Genomic DNA, 17,656 nt, shown 5'->3' on the forward strand with positions numbered 1-17,656 from the left:
CAAACCTTTGTGCCAACTCGTTCGTAGTGAGGACTTTAGTCCGCAAGAAGAAGGACTGAAGTCCTCACTACAAACCTTTGTGCCAACTCGTTCGTAGTGAGGACTTTAGTCCGCAAGAAGAAGGACTGAAGTCCTCACTACAAACCTTTGTGCCAACTCGTTCGTAGTGAGGACTTTAGTCCGCAAGAAGAAGGACTAAAGTCCTCACTACAAACCTAATTATGCAGGGCGGCTCGCACTAGCAGCACCCATGGGTGCTCCGTCAGCCAATCCCACCAACTTAGCGCTCAACTCCCACATCCGCTCACCTTTTTCATCATCGCGCGCCTGCGGAGAAACCTTCTGCACAAAAGACTTACCATCTTTTTTCTGGCGATTTCCCCAACTCCAATAAGCCCCAGATTGCTTGTATTCCGGATCTGCAACCACCATCGCCAGCCTTTCGCCCGCCAACTCCTGCGACACATAACCGCCGGTGATATTCTTCTGAAACAGTGGGAACAGCTTCTGAAACAAAGGATAGTGATTGCGGAAAAGGGGCGTATCCGCCACGCATCCCGGATACAGCGAAGTGAAATTAATCCCCGTCGATTCGTGAAAGCGGCGGTGCAATTCCCGCATCGTCAGCACATTGCAAACTTTGCTATCTTTGTAAGCCTTGACAGGTTCAAACTGCTTCCCATCTACCATCGAAACCGGATCTTTGAAACCCGCTTCAAAACCCTCAAATTTGCCCAAATCAGGACGCGGTGGAATCTTCCCGCCCAACTCGTCTGGATTGTGAGTCACTGTTCCCAAAATCACGATTCTGGCATCTTGATAATAGGAAGGCTTCATACTGTCCATCATCAGATTGCACAGCAGGAAATGACCGAGGTGATTGGTAGTCATCGTCAACTCGTAACCTTCAGGGCTCCGCAGCGGTTCCTTAATCAAAGGCAGATAGATAGCGGCGTTGCACACCAAAGCGTCTAGAGATTTGCCGCTTGATTTGAATTCCCGAGCAAATCGGCGCACGCTTTCCAAATCGCCCAAGTCAATGTGCATAATCGTGAAACTACCTTGAGGTATGCCCAACTCTTGAGCGGCGTCTCCGGCTTTTCGCACGTCGCGACAGGCCATGACTACGTGCCATCCTTTGTCTGCAAGGGCTTTGGCGCCGTACAAGCCGACGCCGGAGGATGCGCCGGTGATGATAACTGTTGACTTGTGATTTTGTGCCATTTTCTTAAAAATGCTTCGATCGCAATTGATTATGTTGGGGTATCTCAAAAGCTGAGCTAGCAGCTCGGATGTTTTGAGATGGCCTCAGGTTAACAGGATAGGCCCAAACGTTCTGGATCTCAACTTTCTAGGTTGCCGATCGACACGGGATAGCATTTTCGGAAATTCGATCGATCTAAAAGTGCGATCGACCCAATCAATCTGTTACTGTTGCACCGAGTCTAATCTTCAGATTTTGTGGTGATGCCGCTACAATAGTGTACAAACGTGCATTTGACAGTTAAATGAGGTATCAATGGGACAAGGACAAAGCTGCTACCAATCTCAGCAAGCACGGAATCGACTTTGCTGATGCAGTATCAGTTTTTTCTGACGATTTGGCAATTACTACCCAAGATGAGCGATTTGACGAAGAACGGTTTATCACAATTGGTATGGATGTTTTTGGTCAAGTTCTCGTTATCGTTTACACTTTCCGGGGCAATCAGATTCGGGTGATATCGTTTCCGGTTGTATCGGAATGATTTAACCGCAGAGGGCGCAGAGGACACAGAGAGAGAATAGAGAGATTAATAATTCCTATGCAACGGGATTTGATATGATTTCAGCCCGGAAAGCTACACGTCGTGAACGGAAGCAATACGAAGAGGCATGAAGATGGAAACAGAATATGATTTCAGCAAAGGCAAACGGGGAGCAATCGATCCAATGCCCTCCGGTAAAACCAGAATTACCATTCGGTTGGATGATGAAGTGTTGGCTTGGTTCCGGGAACAAACGCATCTAGCGGGTGGCGGAAATTATCAGACATTGATTAATGAGGCTTTGCGCCAATACATTCAGCAACGTCGGGAATCGTTAGAGGAAATTTTGCGACGAGTCCTCAGGGAAGAACTTGAACGCATTGAAAAGTAGTCGGAAATTGTCTGGGTTAAAAGTATCAGGTATGGACTATGTTTGAGAAATAATTTATCAATATCTGCTCGCATCAAATTTTTGTTACAATACGTTTATAGTTTATTATTCTGCGAGGAGCTATGCGGTCGATCGAGCAACTGACAAAGGAAATATTATCTTTACCTCATGAATCAAGGGCACTTCTTGCAGACAAATTGGTAGAAAGCTTAGAATTCGACACCGACTCAGCAATTCAGGCAGTTTGGATTACTGAAGCAAAAAGACGCAGAGACGAAGTTCGGGATGGTGCAGTCCAACCGATTGCAGGCGAAGAAGCTTTGGCTCAAGTTAGGCGGCTTTTTCCATGGCTATTTGCTCAGTAAATCCCCGATCGCCCCAACCAATAGATTTGGCTCGACCGGCTTGGAAATGTGCCTCTGAAAGCCTGCTGCCAGAGCTTGTTGGTGGTTGATTTCTCCAGCATAGGCAGTCAGTGCGATCGCCGGGATCAATCCCCCCCGCTCAGGTGATAGAGAACGCACATATCCGATCAAGCTGTAGCCATCCATTTCTGGCATTCCAATATCGCTCACCAAAACATCCGGCACAAACGACTCTAGCGCTACGATAAATTCAGCCGCAGATGCAACTGTCATCACCTGTGCTCCAGCCATAACCAGGAATGCGCCGATTACTTCCCGGCTGTCTGCCTCGTCATCAATTGCCAACACTCGGATGCCTCTGAGATCCTGTTCTGCTTCTAATAACTTGTCCGGATTTTCCCCTGTTTTGACGTTCAGCAGCGGCAGAGTGACTCTAAAAGTGGCTCCTTTTCCTTCCCCAAAACTGTCAGCTTTGATTGTTCCGCCGTGGGCTTCTACCAGTTGATAAACGATCGCCAGTCCCAACCCTAGCCCCCCGTGTTTGCGAGTAACAGAAGCATCTTCTTGGCGGAAAGACTCAAAGATGTAGGGCAAAAAGTCTCGATTGATGCCTTTGCCAGTATCTGTTACGACAATCTGCGCTTGGTTGTCTGCTGACTCTAGTTTAATGTCTACTCGTCCACCCTTGGGAGTGAACTTGACAGCATTGGAAAGCAAATTCCAGACAATTTGCTGGAGGCGAACTCCATCCCCAGACACTTGCCCGATATTGGATAGCACCGGATGAATCACAATTGACTTGGCGGTGGCGGCAGTCTGCACTGTTTCGATCGCAGATTCAATGGTAGATAACAAATTGACGGCAGTCACGTTCAAACTCAGTTTTCCCCGCAGCACGCTAGCCATATCGAGCAAGTCGTCAATCAATTGAGCCTGTGCCAGGGCATTCCGTTCGATCGTCGCTAACGCTGCTACAGTTTTGGTTTCATCCAGCCTGCCAGTTTGCAGCAACTTCGTCCAGCCTAAGATCGGGTTGAGGGGCGATCGCAACTCGTGAGAAAGCACCGCCAGAAACTCGTCTTTGATCCGGTTAACTCTTTCCGACTCCGCCAGGGCAGCTTGTTTTAATTGCAGAATGCGCTCGCGTTCGATTTCCGCTTGTTTGCGATCGGTGATATCCCGCGAAGTCGATAAGATTTGTACAACTTGGCCTGCCACATCCCGGATCGGTGCTAACACGACATCCCACCATTTTGGCGTGCCTTTGGCGGTGGCACAAAAGCCCTGAAATCTAGCCACTTCTCCTGCCTTCGCCACCGCGATCGCAGCTTCCACCTCTTCCCGAGCTTCATCTTGCCAAAAACAGAGCCATTCCGCGTTCAGGTAGGGGGTGAGATCGTCGATCTCCAACAGGCACAGCCCTCCTGCATTCATGTATAACAGCCGTGCATCCAGATCCAGCACTTTGATGCAGTCGCTGCTGCTGTCTAACACCCGTTTTCTAAACTCTTCACTGTGACGCAGCGCTTCCTCGGTGTGCTTGCGAGGGGTAATATCCAAATCTACGCCCGACATCCGTATCGCTTGCCCGAGCTCATTATAAAACACTTTCCCCAGGCTCAGCGCCCACCTGATTCTGCCGTTGGGATAGATCACCCGAAATTCAATCTCATAGTTGGCTCCCGTAGCGATCGCAGCATCGATCGCCTCTAGCACGCGATCGCGGTCTTCTGGATGCAGCCTTTCCACAAACTGGTAGTAAGAGCCCTCAAACTCTCCAGGCGCCAACCCAAACAAGTCTTCCATGTTAGAAGACCAGGTAATATGGTTGTCTGGAATATTCCAGTCCCAGGTTCCCATGCGGGCGGCATCTAGCCCCAACCGCAGTCTTTCTTCGCTGCCTCCCAACGCTTCCTCAGTGCGTTTGCGTTCGGCGATTTCGCGTTGTGCTTGCTCGTAAAGCTCCGCCTGTCTGATCGCAATGCTCACCTGAATTGACAGTTCCTGGAGCAAGTCAATTTCCAACGGTTGCCACTCGCGGGGGGAGGCGCAGTGATGAGCAATCAGCACTCCCCAAAACTGGTCTTCGTGCAAAATGGGAACCACTAGATTCGCCTTAACTTGGTACTGACTCAAGAGTTCCACGTGGCACGGGGAAATGCTGCCGTCGTGAATATCTGCTTTTGTACTCACCATTCCCAGACGGTAGCGATCGACATAGCTCTCGACAAAACAAGGATCGTAGATCTGGGCTGACAGAATCGATATCCATCGATCCCCAACGGATTCTGCCATCACAGTTCCTATACCGTCTGGTTCTAACCGAAACACGATCGCGCGATCGGTATGCAGGAACTGTCGCACTTCTTCGACAGTGATGTATAAAATTTCTTCTAGGTTGAGCGTTCCATGCACTTTCTGTGCTATCCGCGCGATCGCCCGCTCTCGATCGATCCGCTGTTGCAGTTGCTGGCGTAACTCCACGGCTGCGATCGTTCTGTGCACGGCCAATTGCAAACTCTCTGGGGTGATTTGCCCTTTCACGAGATAGTCTTGGGCGCCTGCTTTGATTGCCTGGACTGCGATTGCCTCATTCCCCTGCCCCGTCACCATAATCACGGGTAAATTTGGTTGCTGTGCTTCGGTTTCCCAGGCTGCCAGAAATTCTAGCCCATCCAAATCTGGCAGTCGGTAGTCGAGCAACACCACATCTGGCTGGTGCTGCTGCCACAGAGCCAGCCCTTGCTGTCCAGACTTTGCAGCCACGATCGTATAGTTATACTCGCGATCGCGCAGCAAATACCGCCGGTACATTTCAGTGTCTTCCGGGTTATCCTCCACAATCAAAACAGTGCGCTCAACTTTACTCATAAAAATTTATACCGGAAGCGGGAAACGAGCGTGGCTTTAGCCCGCTCGTGGGAAGTGAGTCGGGGGACTTCAGTCCCCGTCTTTTTCTTTCTTATTGCGTGGTAGAAACAATTTATTGTATACTAGATTTGTGAGTAAGAAAAGAACTATCTACGTGTTGAAACATCCTAGTACGGAGAAATCCCGACCCCCGCGAAACAACGGTTAAGTGTACTTAACGGCAGTATGACAAGAAAGGGTAAATAATGGCAGGTTGTAGAGCGTACCACAACTGGCAAGCGCGATAGACTGAAAACAAAGGTAAAAGTAAGCACAATTGCAACATCGTTTGATAGTTGTCTTGAGTGTCTAGAAGGATCTTTGACTATCCTTTCTAAGCTTGTCTTAGAGAATCGAGCGTGTCTTTAGACCTGAGAATGTCAAAACTGGTCTTCCTCGGGAGACTGAACGGGGAGCATCGTGATTTCAAACCAGTAGCTCAACAACGTCTGAATAGTTTGCTTCAATAATTTGAAGTCCATAGGTTTGATGATATAGCTGTTCGCCCCTTGTTCGTAGCAGGCTGCGATGTCTTTGGGATTGTTAGAGGTGGTGAAAACAACCACCGGAATCTGTTTCAAATTCCGATCCTGTTTTATTTTATATAGTACCTCTCGCCCATCCGTTCCCGGTAAGTTGAGGTCTAGCAGAATCAGTCCCGGACGCGGAGCAGTGTTAGGATTGGCGTAGGGATCCGTGCGGTAGAGAAACGCCAGAACCCGATCGCCATCAGTGCAGCGATAGACGGGGATATCCGAAAAAGATTGGTTTAAATAACGTTGGAGTGCTTCAAAGTCTTCGTTGCTGTCTTCAACGATCAGCAAGGGAGGGAGTTGCATAGCACGCATCGCTGAATATCCGGTCATGGTTTGACCGCCGCTGACAATGTGAAGTAAAACGTGCTGCCCTCACCGGGCGTCGATTCTACCCAAATTTTTCCCCCGTGTCGATCGACAATTTTTTGGACGATCGTCAAACCTGCTCCTGTACCGCCACCATATTCGTCTTGTGCGTGGAGTCGCTTGAATATCTGAAAAACTCGCTCCAAATGCTTTTGGGCGATGCCAATGCCGTTATCTCGCACATAAAACGTATATAAACTTGGGTCGTTACTGCTCCCGGGTTCTGATTCGATCGAACCAATTTCCACCCATTTCTCGGTTTTATTATTATATTTAATCGCGTTACTCATCAGGTTGAGGAATAACTCGCTAACTAGAGTGCGATCGCAGGCAACTGTCGGCAACGATTGAGTCCGAAACTCGATCGCTTGCGGAGGCCCGCCGATCTTTAAAATGTCGATCGACTGTCGCACTAAATCGTTGAGATTTGTCGGTTGGCGCGAAAGTTCGGTGCGTCCCAGCCGAGAATAGTGTAGCAGAGAGTTAATCAGATCCTCCATGCGTTGGGTTAGGCGCACCAGCGTTTGCAATTTAGCGATGCCGTCAGAATCCAACACATCCCCGTAATCTTCTATCAAGAAATTGGAATAGTTATGAATGCCGCGCAGCGGTTCTTTGAGATCGTGGGATGCGACGTAGGCGAAGGCATCTAATTCTGTGTTGCTGCGTTCCAATTCTAGATTGATCTTTGCCATTTCATCTGCCTGACTGAGGATAATCCCGACGATCAGGCTGCACAGTTCGGTGGCGACTTCGATCTCGCAGGACTTCCAGGGTAACGAGCAGCCCTGCACCGTTTGTTGCCAGAGTTCAAAGGATTTGCGAGGAGACAACCGCATCTCGCGATCGATTGTGACTTCGACAGGTTTGTTCGGGTTGCCGCCCCAGTTGACTGTTTGAATCACTTCTGGACGGAACCAGAGTATATAATTTTGGTTGACTTTGGAAATTTCTAATGCTAACAGTCCACTCGCAACGCTCTTAAATGACTCTGCGGTTGGATAAATTTCAGATAGCGATCGGGTTTGAAACAGGTTGTGTTGAATTTGGCTTTTAATCCATTCCCGCAGGGCAGGAATTTCAGCTTCTGCGGGCGTTTCACCAATACAAATAACTTGTTCTCCCGCGCAAACCGCCACTCCCGTCGCACCCACTAGCTCTAGCAGGTTCGAGTTGAGTTGAACTAATCCATCCCAGAAGCTTTTTGACTGAGCTAACGATTCTACAAACTTGCTTTGCAGCGACTTCAATGTCATTTTGTAGTCTAAGTCTTCACGATCTTTTTTGTTTGCCAGTTCGATCGACATTACCTGCCCCACAAACTCGCACATGGTTCGCACGCTATAGGGGACGTAGTTCGGCGTCGAATGATGGCAAGCAATCAGCCCCCATAATTTTTGGTCTTGGATCAGTGAAATAGACATGGAGGCTGATACACCCATATTTTTGAGGTATTCTAAGTGTATGGGAGACACGCTCCGCAGCACCGATAAACTCAAATCCGTCGGGCGCGAGTCTAACGGATTGTCCGCTGGGACTAACGCCACAGGCTCATAGGAGGAGTCGGGAATTAATCGCAACCAGTTGAGGGTATAAAGCTCTCTCGCTTGCTGGGGAATGTCGCTGGGCGGATAGTGCAAGCCCAGATAAGGCGTTAGCGTTTCTACCCGATCTTCTGCAATCACCCGTCCCGCTCCTGCGGCATCAAATTGATATACCATAACGCGATCGAATCCAGTGATTTTTCGCACTTCTTTAACTACAACCTCGCACATCTCCAGCAAGGTTGGAGCCTTTTGAATTTTAGTAATCGTTCCTTTTAATCGCTGGTAAAAATTGAAAAAGTCTGTTTTTTGTCTTTTCTTTTTGGGTTCCAATTCTAAAAAGATTATGGTATTGCAGCGATGAACAATGCCATCAAACAGAAGTAATTTTGTTTTAGCTTTCAGAGAAATATCTAACGGATTTACATACTCAAAGTCTTCGCTTAAGCACTGCCGAATTGCATTAATCTGCTTGGGAGCGAGTAAGTTTAATAGCGGTTTGCCCAACAGTTCTTGGGGCTGTTGACCTAGCAAAGCCAACGCGTTATTGCTGACCTGGACAATCTTTAAGTCAGGTTCCTGCAAAACCAACAGCACCCCGTGGGGCTGAATCAGCCCTGGAATTTGAATCGGTTCGCGATCGCAGTTGGTTAAATCGACAGTTTGGGTGAAATCAACAACTTCATCTATCATGAATCGTGCGTAGAACTCCGGCTAAAAATGATTGCTATTTCTATTCATTAAAGCACTTTTCTAAGAGCGGGAAACGAGCTGGTAAATTCGCCTCCAAAGCCGGACAACTCTCCAGGGAAGTCTTGCATATCATTACTGGCATTGCTTCGTAACCCACAAAGGCGGTTGCGATACTCGGTATCGCCCCGCCCCGCACGACTCAGCTAACAAATAGCTGCCGCTTCCTGATAAGTTGGAAAGTCAATATAACCTTCAGGCCCAAAAGAATACCAGACGCCGACGACCGCAGGCGGATTGAGAGGCCAACCCCCAGCAAAACGCTCTACCAAATCTGGATTGCTGATAAAATCCCGACCAAAAGCAATTAAATCCGCCACGTGGCTGCTCAAAGCGCTTTCGGCGAGTTCTTGAGTATATCCGCAGTTACCAATCAGCGGCTGGGAAAATACATCGCGAAACTCTCCTATCACCATCGGCGTTCCCAATTCGTGAAAGCCAAAAGCTAAACCATCAAAAAGGTGAAGGTAAGCTAAACCGTAGGTATTTAACTGACTTGCGATATACAGAAAAGTTTCGCGATAATCTGGAGAACCCATATCATTGTAAACACCGTTGGGAGAAAGTCGAACTCCAACTCGGTTGGCAGGAAACACTGTCAGAATTGCCTCCACAATTTCCTTGAGAAAACGATAGCGATTTTCGACTGAACCGCCATAGGAATCTGTGCGGTGATTGGTTTTGGATTGCAGGAACGTGTCAATTAAATAGCCGTTAGCACCGTGAATTTCTACACCGTCAAAACCTGCCATTTTTGCTTTTTCTGCCGCCTTGCGATAATCTTCCACAACGATCGAGATTTCATCTGTTTCTAGAGCGCGCGGAGTTTCGTAGGGTTGTTTGCCCGCAGGGGTATGAATGCCTTCTCCGTTGATTTTGATAGCAGACGCTGCAACTGGCAATTGATTGTTTTCTTGAAAACTGCTGTGAGAAGCCCGCCCGCAGTGCCAAAGCTGCATGAAAATTGGTGTTTCGCGGCCGTGCACCGCATTTACAACTTGTTTCCAAGCTTCGGCTTGCTCGTCTGAATAAATACCGGGCGTATTCAGCCAACCGTTAGCTTGAGAAGAAATCACCGTAGCTTCTGTCAGGATCAAACCAGCACTGGCCCGCTGAGCGTAATACTCTGCCATCCAAGCGTTGGGCATCCGCGTTTCACCAGCCCTGGCCCGCGTCATGGGTGCCATGACTACCCGGTTTTTTAAGGATAAATCTCCCAATTTGAAGGGACTCAGCAGGAGTGAAGATGTTGTTTGAGCTGTCATAATCTCGCTATGTCCTTTACTGAATAATTTGAGCAATTGGAGTTCAATCGCTTTTCAAGATAACTGAAACAGAACTTGTGTGCTAATCTTTGTCAGCATATCTATATATAGCACTCCTTGATTTTCAAGTAGTAGGGTGCGTCGCTCTCAAAAATCACTAAAAAAATCGACAATCTGGTAGCGACGCACCTATGCGATTGCGGTTCGAGTAAACAACCCTCCGTTTTATTCCGCCCAACAATTATGTTGTTTGGTTTTTTTGTTAACTATTGAATATCCAGGTGCGTCGCTCGGTTGATTGTCAATTTTATCCCAGGGATTTTTGAAAGCGACACACCCTACGACTGGTGCGTCACTCGCTTGATTGTCCATTTTATCCCAGGGATTTGTGAAAGCGACACACCCTACGACTACTGTTGTCAAAGTTTTGAAAATTAGTATTACTCAAGCAGCCAACTAAATAAACCTTTAACTGTCAGATTGAATTCTCTGGCAAATTCTGGCACTGGTAACAGTACATCTGGTTCGTCAAAAAATGCTGTTGGTCGATCGCGCAAATAAACAAATACACATTGCTCAGATGGGTCAATCAGCCAGCCCATTTGCGTTCCGCAAGCCAAGCAATGTAGAATATTTTTAGTTACCTTTGTTTGGCTTTGGTCGGGCGAAAGAATTTCTATCGTCCAATCTGGAGCAATTGAGAAAACATTAGCCACTGCACCATTTTCCTGGCGAGGAATCCTGTTCCACAAGAATATCGAAACATCGGGTATAATCGATCGCCCACCAAAAGTGCAGCGGAGTTCTGAGAAAGCTCGGGCAATCTTCTGGGATCTTAGCACCGAGTTAATTGCAGGTGGCAATTCTGTCTGAATTGCGCTGTCTTCTCCTTGTGGCATTGGTTTTTGGATGATACGTCCATTAATGTATTCGCTGGGGGGTTCCGTTTCCGGCAGCTTCAGAAACTCTTCTAGGGTAAGGGTTTTCGTGGGAGTCTGTAGCATTTTCAGGTTTCCTAAACAGAGGCGAGTTGAAATTCCTATGCTTGTTATTTTACTTGCAGGCGATCGCACTATCGGACTTGCGATCGCCCGCGCGATCAAAATGGCGTCGCCACCTGTAAGCTGAGTCTTGAACCCAACTGCGGATGCTCAAAGGAGAGTTCCCGCGCGTGCAAGTGCAGTCGGTTCGCAGCGGCGCGACATCCGTAAAGTCGATCGCCCAAAATCGGCATTCCCAGCCCTCGAACATCCGCTGCATGAACCCTCAATTGATGCGTGCGCCCCGTCAGCGGCAAAAACTCAACGCGAGTACAATTTCCCTCCTTCGCCATTACCTGAAACCGAGTAACGCTGGGTTTTCCATACTCCCAATTAACTTGCTGAACCAGGGAATTTTTCGGGTCTTCTTTTACCGGGAGTTCGATCGTCCCCGCCTCTATGTTGACAGTCCCCGAAAGCACTGCTTCATAAACTTTGTGAACCCGCCGTTTCTCAAATTGCAGGCTTAGTTGACTGCTCGTTTCTTTGTCCCGCGCCAGCAACAAAATCCCAGATGTTGCTAAATCTAACCGATGCACCGCCGTCAGTTCTAACCCGTCCTGTAACAAGTTTTGCAAGCGACTCAAAACGCTATCTTGATTTTCCAAATAACGACCTGGAACTGACAGCAAATCTGAGGGTTTATTGACGGCAATCAACCATTTGTCTTCATAAACAATTGGCAGCATTTCCTGGGGATTGGTGACTGGCAAGATGCTCGTTCCAGCAAATCTTTTGAGATTTGTGGGGAGTAGGGGTTGGGCATCTTGCGTGCCCCAAGAGCGATCGGTAACGGGCAAGATGCCCGTTCCACCATGATTGTTTTGATGATTTGTGGGGAGTAGGGGTTGGGTATCTTGCCCGCCCCTAAAAGTCTGACTTGTCGGGCGGGCTTCGATGCCACCATTAAAAGACTGATTTACACTTTTTTTAAATTCGGCTTTTGACAAACTTTTACTATTAGCTGACGATGTAAAAGCCAGGTAAGCTTTCGGCCCCGAAACAATTGGATTTTGTGGCAATCCTGACAGCAAAAAACCCATCAACGGCTGACACCGATCGCTACAAGCACCATAAAACTCTCCCGGAACTTTGTCACCCGATGGCGGCCCCCACCAAAACTCAGCCATTGCTAGCGGTTTCAGATTGTGTACAGCCGCGCAGTGCAGCAATTTTGGCGCGCAGCAGTCGCCGGTGCCAGTGGGAATAGAATTAGTTGGCATCAATTCCTGGATCGATCGCGATTTTCCCAAAAAATTCACCAGACTGTAAGCTGCGTGCATCTCGGCCTGAAGTTGGCGGGAAAGTTCTTTTCGCGCTTGTTTCAGCACCCGCATCCGCTCATCGGCAGCTTCAACGATCTTTTTTAGAGGCTGCAATATTGCATCCCGCTGCCGTTTTAATTGCCTGCATTCAATTCCCTCCAAACGGCTTTCTTGATTTAGTTTTTCCAGGGCTATTAAGAGTGTGTCTCCTGCGAGAGTTTGACACAGTAATTGACGTTGTTCGTCTCGCTGCTGCTTGCAATTGCGGTGCCGCGCATTCAAAACTTGCAATTGCAATTCAAATTCGCTCAATAAGGCTGCATATTCCTGTCGCTGCGGGAGTTGATTCAGTGCAATCAGTTCCTGTTTCATCGCCTCCAATTGGGCCAGCGTGCGGGCTTCTGTCAAAGCAACTCGCGATCGCCCCGGAATCGGTGGCACCCAGCCGTCAACAACGCTGCAACCGTTCAACAACCCAGAAAATGCTTTGAGAATTCGCTGTTCCCCCGAAGGCATTTCCACCAGCAAGATGCCGTACATCTTCCCCTCGCGATCGTAGGAATCGTCAGCAGCAAGGTACTCCATCAAACCCCTGGCGATCTCTTCAGACAGTGGAGTACGTGGCAATCTAAGCAGATCCGCACTTTGAGGGCAAAGCCCTTCGTACCAATAACTGGGGCTAGAGTCGATCGACCCGCGATCGGAGTCCATAAAGCAGTCCGTGAAATCTAAAAGCGGGTGCAGAATTAGCATATTAAATTTGATTTGAAATCTCGATCGCGACATATTAGTTGGTGTCTTGACCGTATTGTACAGCCGTATATGCCAAGTAGGATCGCTGCATAATTGTATAAATACACACTTAAGTAAATAGATAATTAGTGGCAGGAGACCTGATATGCTAAGTTTGTCTCAAAACAGCAGCGATTTAACAAAAGCATAAGTTAATATATAAGACCGCCAGCTTGTTATCCCACTAACTTTTTTACGTGCAAGGCGTATGCCAGACCTTTCGACTTCTACCACGGAAAACTCCTCAAACCCCCAACCAGCTCTGCTGCCCCCGATTTTAAGAATTTTTGCAGCATTTCCAGATTACGATCGGGGCAACAGACACTACGCATCGGGAAGGTACGAAGCGGCAATCATTTGCTACGGAAAAGCGGTGCAAATTAAGCCGGATTGGGCCCGCGCGTGGCTGAATCTGGGCAAAGCTTACAAGCAACTGTCCTCTTGGGCAGAATCCGTAGCCTGTTGCGATCGAGCGATCGCCATTAATCCCGAGGAATATTGGGCCTGGATGCTGCGCGGGACAGCATTGTTCAGTTTGCAAAATTACTCCGAGGCGATCGCGACTTTTGACAAAGCAATTGAAATCAATCCAGAAAAGCACGAAGCTTGGTATCAGCAGGGCAGAGTTTTAGAAGAAATGCAGGAGTGGGACAAAGCAGCAACCTGTTACAAAAAAGCAACCCAACTTCATCCAAATTTGCCCGCGATGTGGTGCAGGCAAGGCAGCGTATTGCTGCAAGCCTCGCGCTACGCTGAGGCTGTAGCGGCCTACGAGCGCGCTCTCAAACTCGTCCCAACTAACTGGGAAGCTTGGCTGAACCGAGGTTTGGCTTTGATGAAGGCAGAACGCTACGCTGAAGCTGTAACTTCTTACGATCGCGCCATTCAACTGCAACCACAAAACACTTTGGCTTGGTTCAATCGGGGCATTGCTTCGGCAAAATTGCACAAATATGGAGAAGCAGTCACAGCTTACGATCGCGTCTTGCTACTCCAACCCAACGACTCGGAAGCTTGGCTGTACAAAGGAATGGCCCTGAAACACCAGTGGCGCGATGGGGCAATTGCTTGTTTCGATCGGGCAATTCAAATGAATCCCGCTTATCCCGAAGCATGGATCGGACGCGGTCAAACACTGTCAGAATCAAGAGATTATGAAGGTGCGATCGATGCTTTCGATCGAGCGATTCAAATTAATCCGAATTTCCCCGAAGCTTGGCTGGGCAGAGGTATGGCCCTAGCAGAATTGGAACGCTACAAAGATGCGATTATCGCTTACAGCAATGCCCTCCAAATTGAAGGAAATTTTCTAGAAGCTTGGAATTTGCGAGGCGAAGCCCTAGAAAAATTAGAGCAATACGAAGAAGCGATCGCCTGTTTTGATAAAGTAATCTCTCTAAGTTCTGAAACAGACGTTACATCAAAAGTAGGATTGCAGCAAGGCGCAGCCCTGGAAAAATTGCAGCGTTACGAAGAAGCCGTCGCAGCTTACAACCGCGTCATTCAAAACGTGCCAGACAATTTTGAAGCTTGGTTGAAACGTGGCAACGCCCTGTCAAATTTGGAACAATACGAACAAAGTCTAGCATCATACGATCGAGCAATTACTATCTGGCCCGACAGCTATCAAGGCTGGGTGCAGCGAGGCCTGGTGCTGGGGAAAATGCAGCGCTATTCCGAATCACTTGTCGCTTTCGATCGAGTGATTCAACTCAAGCCCCACAACTGGGAAGCTTGGGCGCAGCGCGGCGACGTTTTGCAAAAATTGCAGCGGACTCAAGATGCAATTAGTTCCTACGGAGTCGCCCTAGAAATCAAACCAGATTACTACGAAGCTCTAGTCAGTCGAGAAGAATTGAGACTCAAAGATGCAATGTCAGGAAAATGGTAAGACAGTTGACGGTTGACAGTTTGTAGGGGAGCATATAGCGGTTCTCAGAAAGATGAGGTACGTTGTTGGGCTTCAGCCCTTTTGGTCTGGGAAGTTATGTAAGCTGTCAGTTATACCTCATCTTTTTGAGAAAGGCTATATCTATGATTTGTAAAAAGCATTTTTTCTTTGAGTGCGAGCGTCCCCGCTCGCGTATTGTACAATACGCGAGCGGGGACGCTCGCACTATAAATACAAAACACAGATGCTCCCGTTGACAGTTGACAGTTTACCGAAAGAAGTAAGGAAGAAGGAATAAGGAAAAACTTACCGAGATATCTCTTCTTCTCTCTTACTCTGGCTTCTCAGTGGCCTACAAAAAAATCTAATTAAACCCTAAAATAATATTTATCAACGGAGCATCTCAGTTTTAATTTTATAGTGCGAGCCTAAGAGCTCGCGATCTATCCAACACTCGCGAGCTCTTGAAGTGCTCGCACTGTAAAGAAATTACTTTTTTGCATTCATTTGAGATGCTCCCTTTATCGATCCCGATCGATCGCGATCGCACAAGCAATCAAATATAGGCAAATATTAACAGCTCCGACTTATCCTAAAAATGACACAATCAGACAACTCGATCGCAATTGCGAGTTCCACTTCCCAACTGTCAAACCAAAATTCGCTACAGCAAGCAGATGAGGCAATTTCCGAATTTGAACGCTCGAACCTGCTCAGCTTTTGGCCGGCTCTCAACAAAAGTCAAATTATCGCCGAAATGCGATCGCGCATCCACGATCCGTTTCAAATAAATCAAGGCGGACAGCCTTTTTGCGGCCCCGCAGCCGTCACCTTTACACTCTTGACGCGCAGCCCCCTCCGCTACGTCGAAATCTGCCGCCGTCTTTGGGAAACCGGCAGTTTTCGCACTCAATCCATGCGATCGATTTCTCCCTCAATGACGCTGCGGCAAAGCAAAGGCAATTTGCGGATGCCCCAAGCAGACTGGATGGTTTTATCGGCGTTGCGCGAATCAGAAAATTTGATATTTCCCATCGAAGCCAACGCCCCAGAAATTGTCCGCAACATCAGCGGGATGACCAAATCTTGGGAAATGGCTGGGTGGGCGCGAGAAATTTTGGGAAGCCCGGATGTAAAATCTCACTACGCTTATTTCAGCGGCGATATTCCAGCGCTGCGGGCCGCCGACGAGGCGATAAAAGCTGGGGGATTTGCTTTTGCTTTGATTACTGCTGAGGGAATGCTGCAAAACAAACCGCCGCTGATTCCTTATCCGAGTCACTGGGTGGCGCTGTTGGGAAATGTCGCAATTGATGAGGGAAGTGCCCGAAAGGGCGATCGATCTCGCGTTAGTTTTGATGTTTATACTTGGGGCAGAAAAATTCGCGTAGATATTCCTAAGAACTCTTTTGAGAATTATTTTTGGGTCGCCATTACAGGGCGCTAAATCCGATGCGATCCGAGACTGGAGATCGGAGATTAGAAATTCATCTAACACATGAAATAGACTTCTTTTCAAAATACTTATGATGCTTCTGAGAGCAACATCCCACAATTTTCTTTAAATTGTGAGATTGCTTTGAGCAGCTTCCCAAAATTTGATTAAAAGGACTGAGGCAAGAAGTCTAATCAACTGTCAACTGTCAACTGTCAACTGTCAACTGTCAACTGGACGCTGCTGAGAGCAACATCCCACAATTTTTTTTAATTGTGAGATTGCTTTGAGCAGCTTCCCAAAATTTGATTAAAAGGACTGAGGCAAGAAGTCTAATCAACTGTCAACTGTCAACTGTCAACTGTCAACTGTCAACATCCACCTGCTAACAGCAATCAAAAAAATCAGCCCTCAGCTCGATCGCACAGCAAAAAACCAAGGTGATGAGGCTAACAGTGCAATATGTCAGTTATCAAGAATACTTTCCGTGGGAGATTGCCCGACGGCACCCTAAATTGAAAATTAAGACAGGCAATTGCTGATTCTGCTGGCTTCATGTTATAGTAGTTTTTCAAGAATTAAATTCGGTTGCGTAGTTTGTTGGTGTTTATTTACAAGCGTCTCTCCGAATCTAAGTCTCTGCACCCTAATTAGATTCTGGAGATTTTATGTCGATTTACGTGGGTAATCTTTCTTATGAGGTCACATCAGACGACCTCAACGAAGTATTTGCCGAGTACGGTACTGTAAGCCGCGTCCAAGTGCCAGTGGATCGGGAAACAGGCAGAATGCGGGGTTTTGCTTTTGTCGAAATGGCCAGCGAAGCAGAAGAAGCAGCAGCCATTGCAGCCCTCGACGGTGCTGAGTGGATGGGCCGTGACTTGAAAGTCAACAAAGCCAAACCTCGGGAAAACAACAACAAACGCTCCTCGGGTGGCGGCGGCGGCTGGGGCGACAACAATCGCTCTTCACGACGCTACTAAGCTTGGAAACTAAAAATTTGAGTTTTGGTAGTTGACAGCAAGCGCGAATGCTGCTTTTTTTTCGGGTTGTTGGACTCGCTAAATACAACTGCCAAATCTTTAACTCAGTTTAGCCCCCTCCTTCGAGTGAGGGGGCTTTGTTGTTCGCGAAAAATTCCACGAGGTACGCCCGCCGCGCAGCGGACAGCTTAAATCGCAATTCTGTATCGCGATTAACTGCTTTTTTCAAAAAGCTTTCGGGATTTATGGGCCCAACTCGTGTAAACTATCAAACTAGAATTAACTACACAGAAAAGTTACAATAACTGCAAAAGTGATATTGCTCAAAAAAACAAATAATCTTTACTGAAAATTAGCAGATCGAACCAGCCAGAC

General features: G+C 47.7%; 13 protein-coding genes. 6 read left to right on the plus strand and 7 right to left on the minus strand.

Translation table 11 applies throughout. The features are described from left to right. Window positions 1–219 precede the first annotated feature (219 nt). Window positions 220–1,224, minus strand: a complete 1,005-nt coding sequence (locus QZ938_RS18965) for a protochlorophyllide reductase (RefSeq protein WP_293145673.1) — start codon at window positions 1,222–1,224, stop codon at window positions 220–222. 284 nt (window positions 1,225–1,508) lie between these two features. Between QZ938_RS18965 and QZ938_RS18970 the strand changes: the two genes are divergently transcribed. The 3 genes from QZ938_RS18970 to QZ938_RS18980 all read left to right on the plus strand — a co-directional run bounded on the left by QZ938_RS18970 (window position 1,509) and on the right by QZ938_RS18980 (window position 2,504). Next, window positions 1,509–1,748 carry a BrnT family toxin gene (locus QZ938_RS18970; protein WP_293145676.1) on the plus strand — a complete coding sequence of 80 codons (240 nt, stop codon included), beginning with the start codon at window positions 1,509–1,511 and terminating at the stop codon, window positions 1,746–1,748. Window positions 1,749–1,881: 133 nt separating this feature from the next. Further along, on the plus strand, window positions 1,882–2,139 hold the full coding sequence (locus tag QZ938_RS18975) for a BrnA antitoxin family protein (RefSeq protein ID WP_293352762.1): 258 nt from the start codon (window positions 1,882–1,884) through the stop codon (window positions 2,137–2,139). 122 nt (window positions 2,140–2,261) lie between these two features. Beyond that, a complete protein-coding gene (locus tag QZ938_RS18980; RefSeq protein ID WP_293150192.1) occupies window positions 2,262–2,504 on the plus strand; it encodes an addiction module protein in 243 nt (80 codons plus the stop codon). Here the strand turns inward: QZ938_RS18980 and QZ938_RS18985 are convergent. From QZ938_RS18985 to QZ938_RS19010, 6 genes are all read right to left on the minus strand, one after another. Next, window positions 2,490–5,375, minus strand: coding sequence for a response regulator (locus tag QZ938_RS18985; protein ID WP_293352760.1), 2,886 nt, complete (start codon window positions 5,373–5,375; stop codon window positions 2,490–2,492). The two genes, QZ938_RS18980 and QZ938_RS18985, sit on opposite strands and share 15 nt — an antisense overlap. Before the next feature lie 419 nt (window positions 5,376–5,794). After that, window positions 5,795–6,280 (minus strand): response regulator, encoded by a 486-nt coding sequence (locus QZ938_RS18990; protein WP_293363324.1) that lies wholly within the window; start codon window positions 6,278–6,280, stop codon window positions 5,795–5,797. Continuing rightward, on the minus strand, window positions 6,277–8,553 hold the full coding sequence (locus tag QZ938_RS18995) for an ATP-binding protein (RefSeq protein WP_293352758.1): 2,277 nt from the start codon (window positions 8,551–8,553) through the stop codon (window positions 6,277–6,279). Before QZ938_RS18995 ends, QZ938_RS18990 begins: the two co-directional genes overlap by 4 nt. A 203-nt stretch (window positions 8,554–8,756) precedes the next feature. Continuing rightward, the gene (locus tag QZ938_RS19000) at window positions 8,757–9,875 is read right to left on the minus strand and encodes an alkene reductase (RefSeq protein WP_293352756.1); all 1,119 of its coding nucleotides are present in this window, start codon (window positions 9,873–9,875) and stop codon (window positions 8,757–8,759) included. A 440-nt stretch (window positions 9,876–10,315) separates the two neighbouring features. Next, complete coding sequence (locus QZ938_RS19005) at window positions 10,316–10,879, minus strand: Uma2 family endonuclease (RefSeq protein ID WP_293352754.1); 564 nt, start codon at window positions 10,877–10,879, stop codon at window positions 10,316–10,318. Window positions 10,880–10,974: 95 nt separating this feature from the next. Next, window positions 10,975–12,933 (minus strand): pseudouridine synthase, encoded by a 1,959-nt coding sequence (locus QZ938_RS19010; RefSeq protein ID WP_293352752.1) that lies wholly within the window; start codon window positions 12,931–12,933, stop codon window positions 10,975–10,977. 247 nt (window positions 12,934–13,180) lie between these two features. Between QZ938_RS19010 and QZ938_RS19015 the strand changes: the two genes are divergently transcribed. The 3 genes from QZ938_RS19015 (at window position 13,181) to QZ938_RS19025 (ending at window position 17,281) form a co-directional block, all read left to right on the plus strand. Next, window positions 13,181–14,863 (plus strand): tetratricopeptide repeat protein, encoded by a 1,683-nt coding sequence (locus QZ938_RS19015; protein ID WP_293352750.1) that lies wholly within the window; start codon window positions 13,181–13,183, stop codon window positions 14,861–14,863. Between the two features lie 598 nt (window positions 14,864–15,461). Further along, the gene (locus QZ938_RS19020) at window positions 15,462–16,310 is read left to right on the plus strand and encodes a hypothetical protein (RefSeq protein WP_293150169.1); all 849 of its coding nucleotides are present in this window, start codon (window positions 15,462–15,464) and stop codon (window positions 16,308–16,310) included. A gap of 656 nt (window positions 16,311–16,966) precedes the next feature. Continuing rightward, window positions 16,967–17,281, plus strand: a complete 315-nt coding sequence (locus tag QZ938_RS19025) for an RNA-binding protein (protein ID WP_293150167.1) — start codon at window positions 16,967–16,969, stop codon at window positions 17,279–17,281. Window positions 17,282–17,656: the final 375 nt, after the last annotated feature.

It is taken from the genome of Microcoleus sp. CAWBG27 (assembly GCF_020883145.1).
Classification (GTDB): Bacteria; Cyanobacteriota; Cyanobacteriia; order Cyanobacteriales; family Microcoleaceae; genus Microcoleus.

Excerpts from the sequence above, each read along its gene's own strand:
- QZ938_RS18965 (WP_293145673.1), bottom strand. The coding sequence starts at position 1,224 with ATGGCACAAAATCACAAGTCAACAGTTATCATCACCGGCGCATCCTCC.
- QZ938_RS18970 (WP_293145676.1), top strand. The coding sequence starts at position 1,509 with ATGAGGTATCAATGGGACAAGGACAAAGCTGCTACCAATCTCAGCAAG.
- QZ938_RS18975 (WP_293352762.1), top strand. The coding sequence starts at position 1,882 with ATGGAAACAGAATATGATTTCAGCAAAGGCAAACGGGGAGCAATCGAT.
- QZ938_RS18980 (WP_293150192.1), top strand. The coding sequence starts at position 2,262 with ATGCGGTCGATCGAGCAACTGACAAAGGAAATATTATCTTTACCTCAT.
- QZ938_RS18985 (WP_293352760.1), bottom strand. The coding sequence starts at position 5,375 with ATGAGTAAAGTTGAGCGCACTGTTTTGATTGTGGAGGATAACCCGGAA.
- QZ938_RS18990 (WP_293363324.1), bottom strand. The coding sequence starts at position 6,280 with ATGACCGGATATTCAGCGATGCGTGCTATGCAACTCCCTCCCTTGCTG.
- QZ938_RS18995 (WP_293352758.1), bottom strand. The coding sequence starts at position 8,553 with ATGATAGATGAAGTTGTTGATTTCACCCAAACTGTCGATTTAACCAAC.
- QZ938_RS19000 (WP_293352756.1), bottom strand. The coding sequence starts at position 9,875 with ATGACAGCTCAAACAACATCTTCACTCCTGCTGAGTCCCTTCAAATTG.
- QZ938_RS19005 (WP_293352754.1), bottom strand. The coding sequence starts at position 10,879 with ATGCTACAGACTCCCACGAAAACCCTTACCCTAGAAGAGTTTCTGAAG.
- QZ938_RS19010 (WP_293352752.1), bottom strand. The coding sequence starts at position 12,933 with ATGCTAATTCTGCACCCGCTTTTAGATTTCACGGACTGCTTTATGGAC.
- QZ938_RS19015 (WP_293352750.1), top strand. The coding sequence starts at position 13,181 with ATGCCAGACCTTTCGACTTCTACCACGGAAAACTCCTCAAACCCCCAA.
- QZ938_RS19020 (WP_293150169.1), top strand. The coding sequence starts at position 15,462 with ATGACACAATCAGACAACTCGATCGCAATTGCGAGTTCCACTTCCCAA.
- QZ938_RS19025 (WP_293150167.1), top strand. The coding sequence starts at position 16,967 with ATGTCGATTTACGTGGGTAATCTTTCTTATGAGGTCACATCAGACGAC.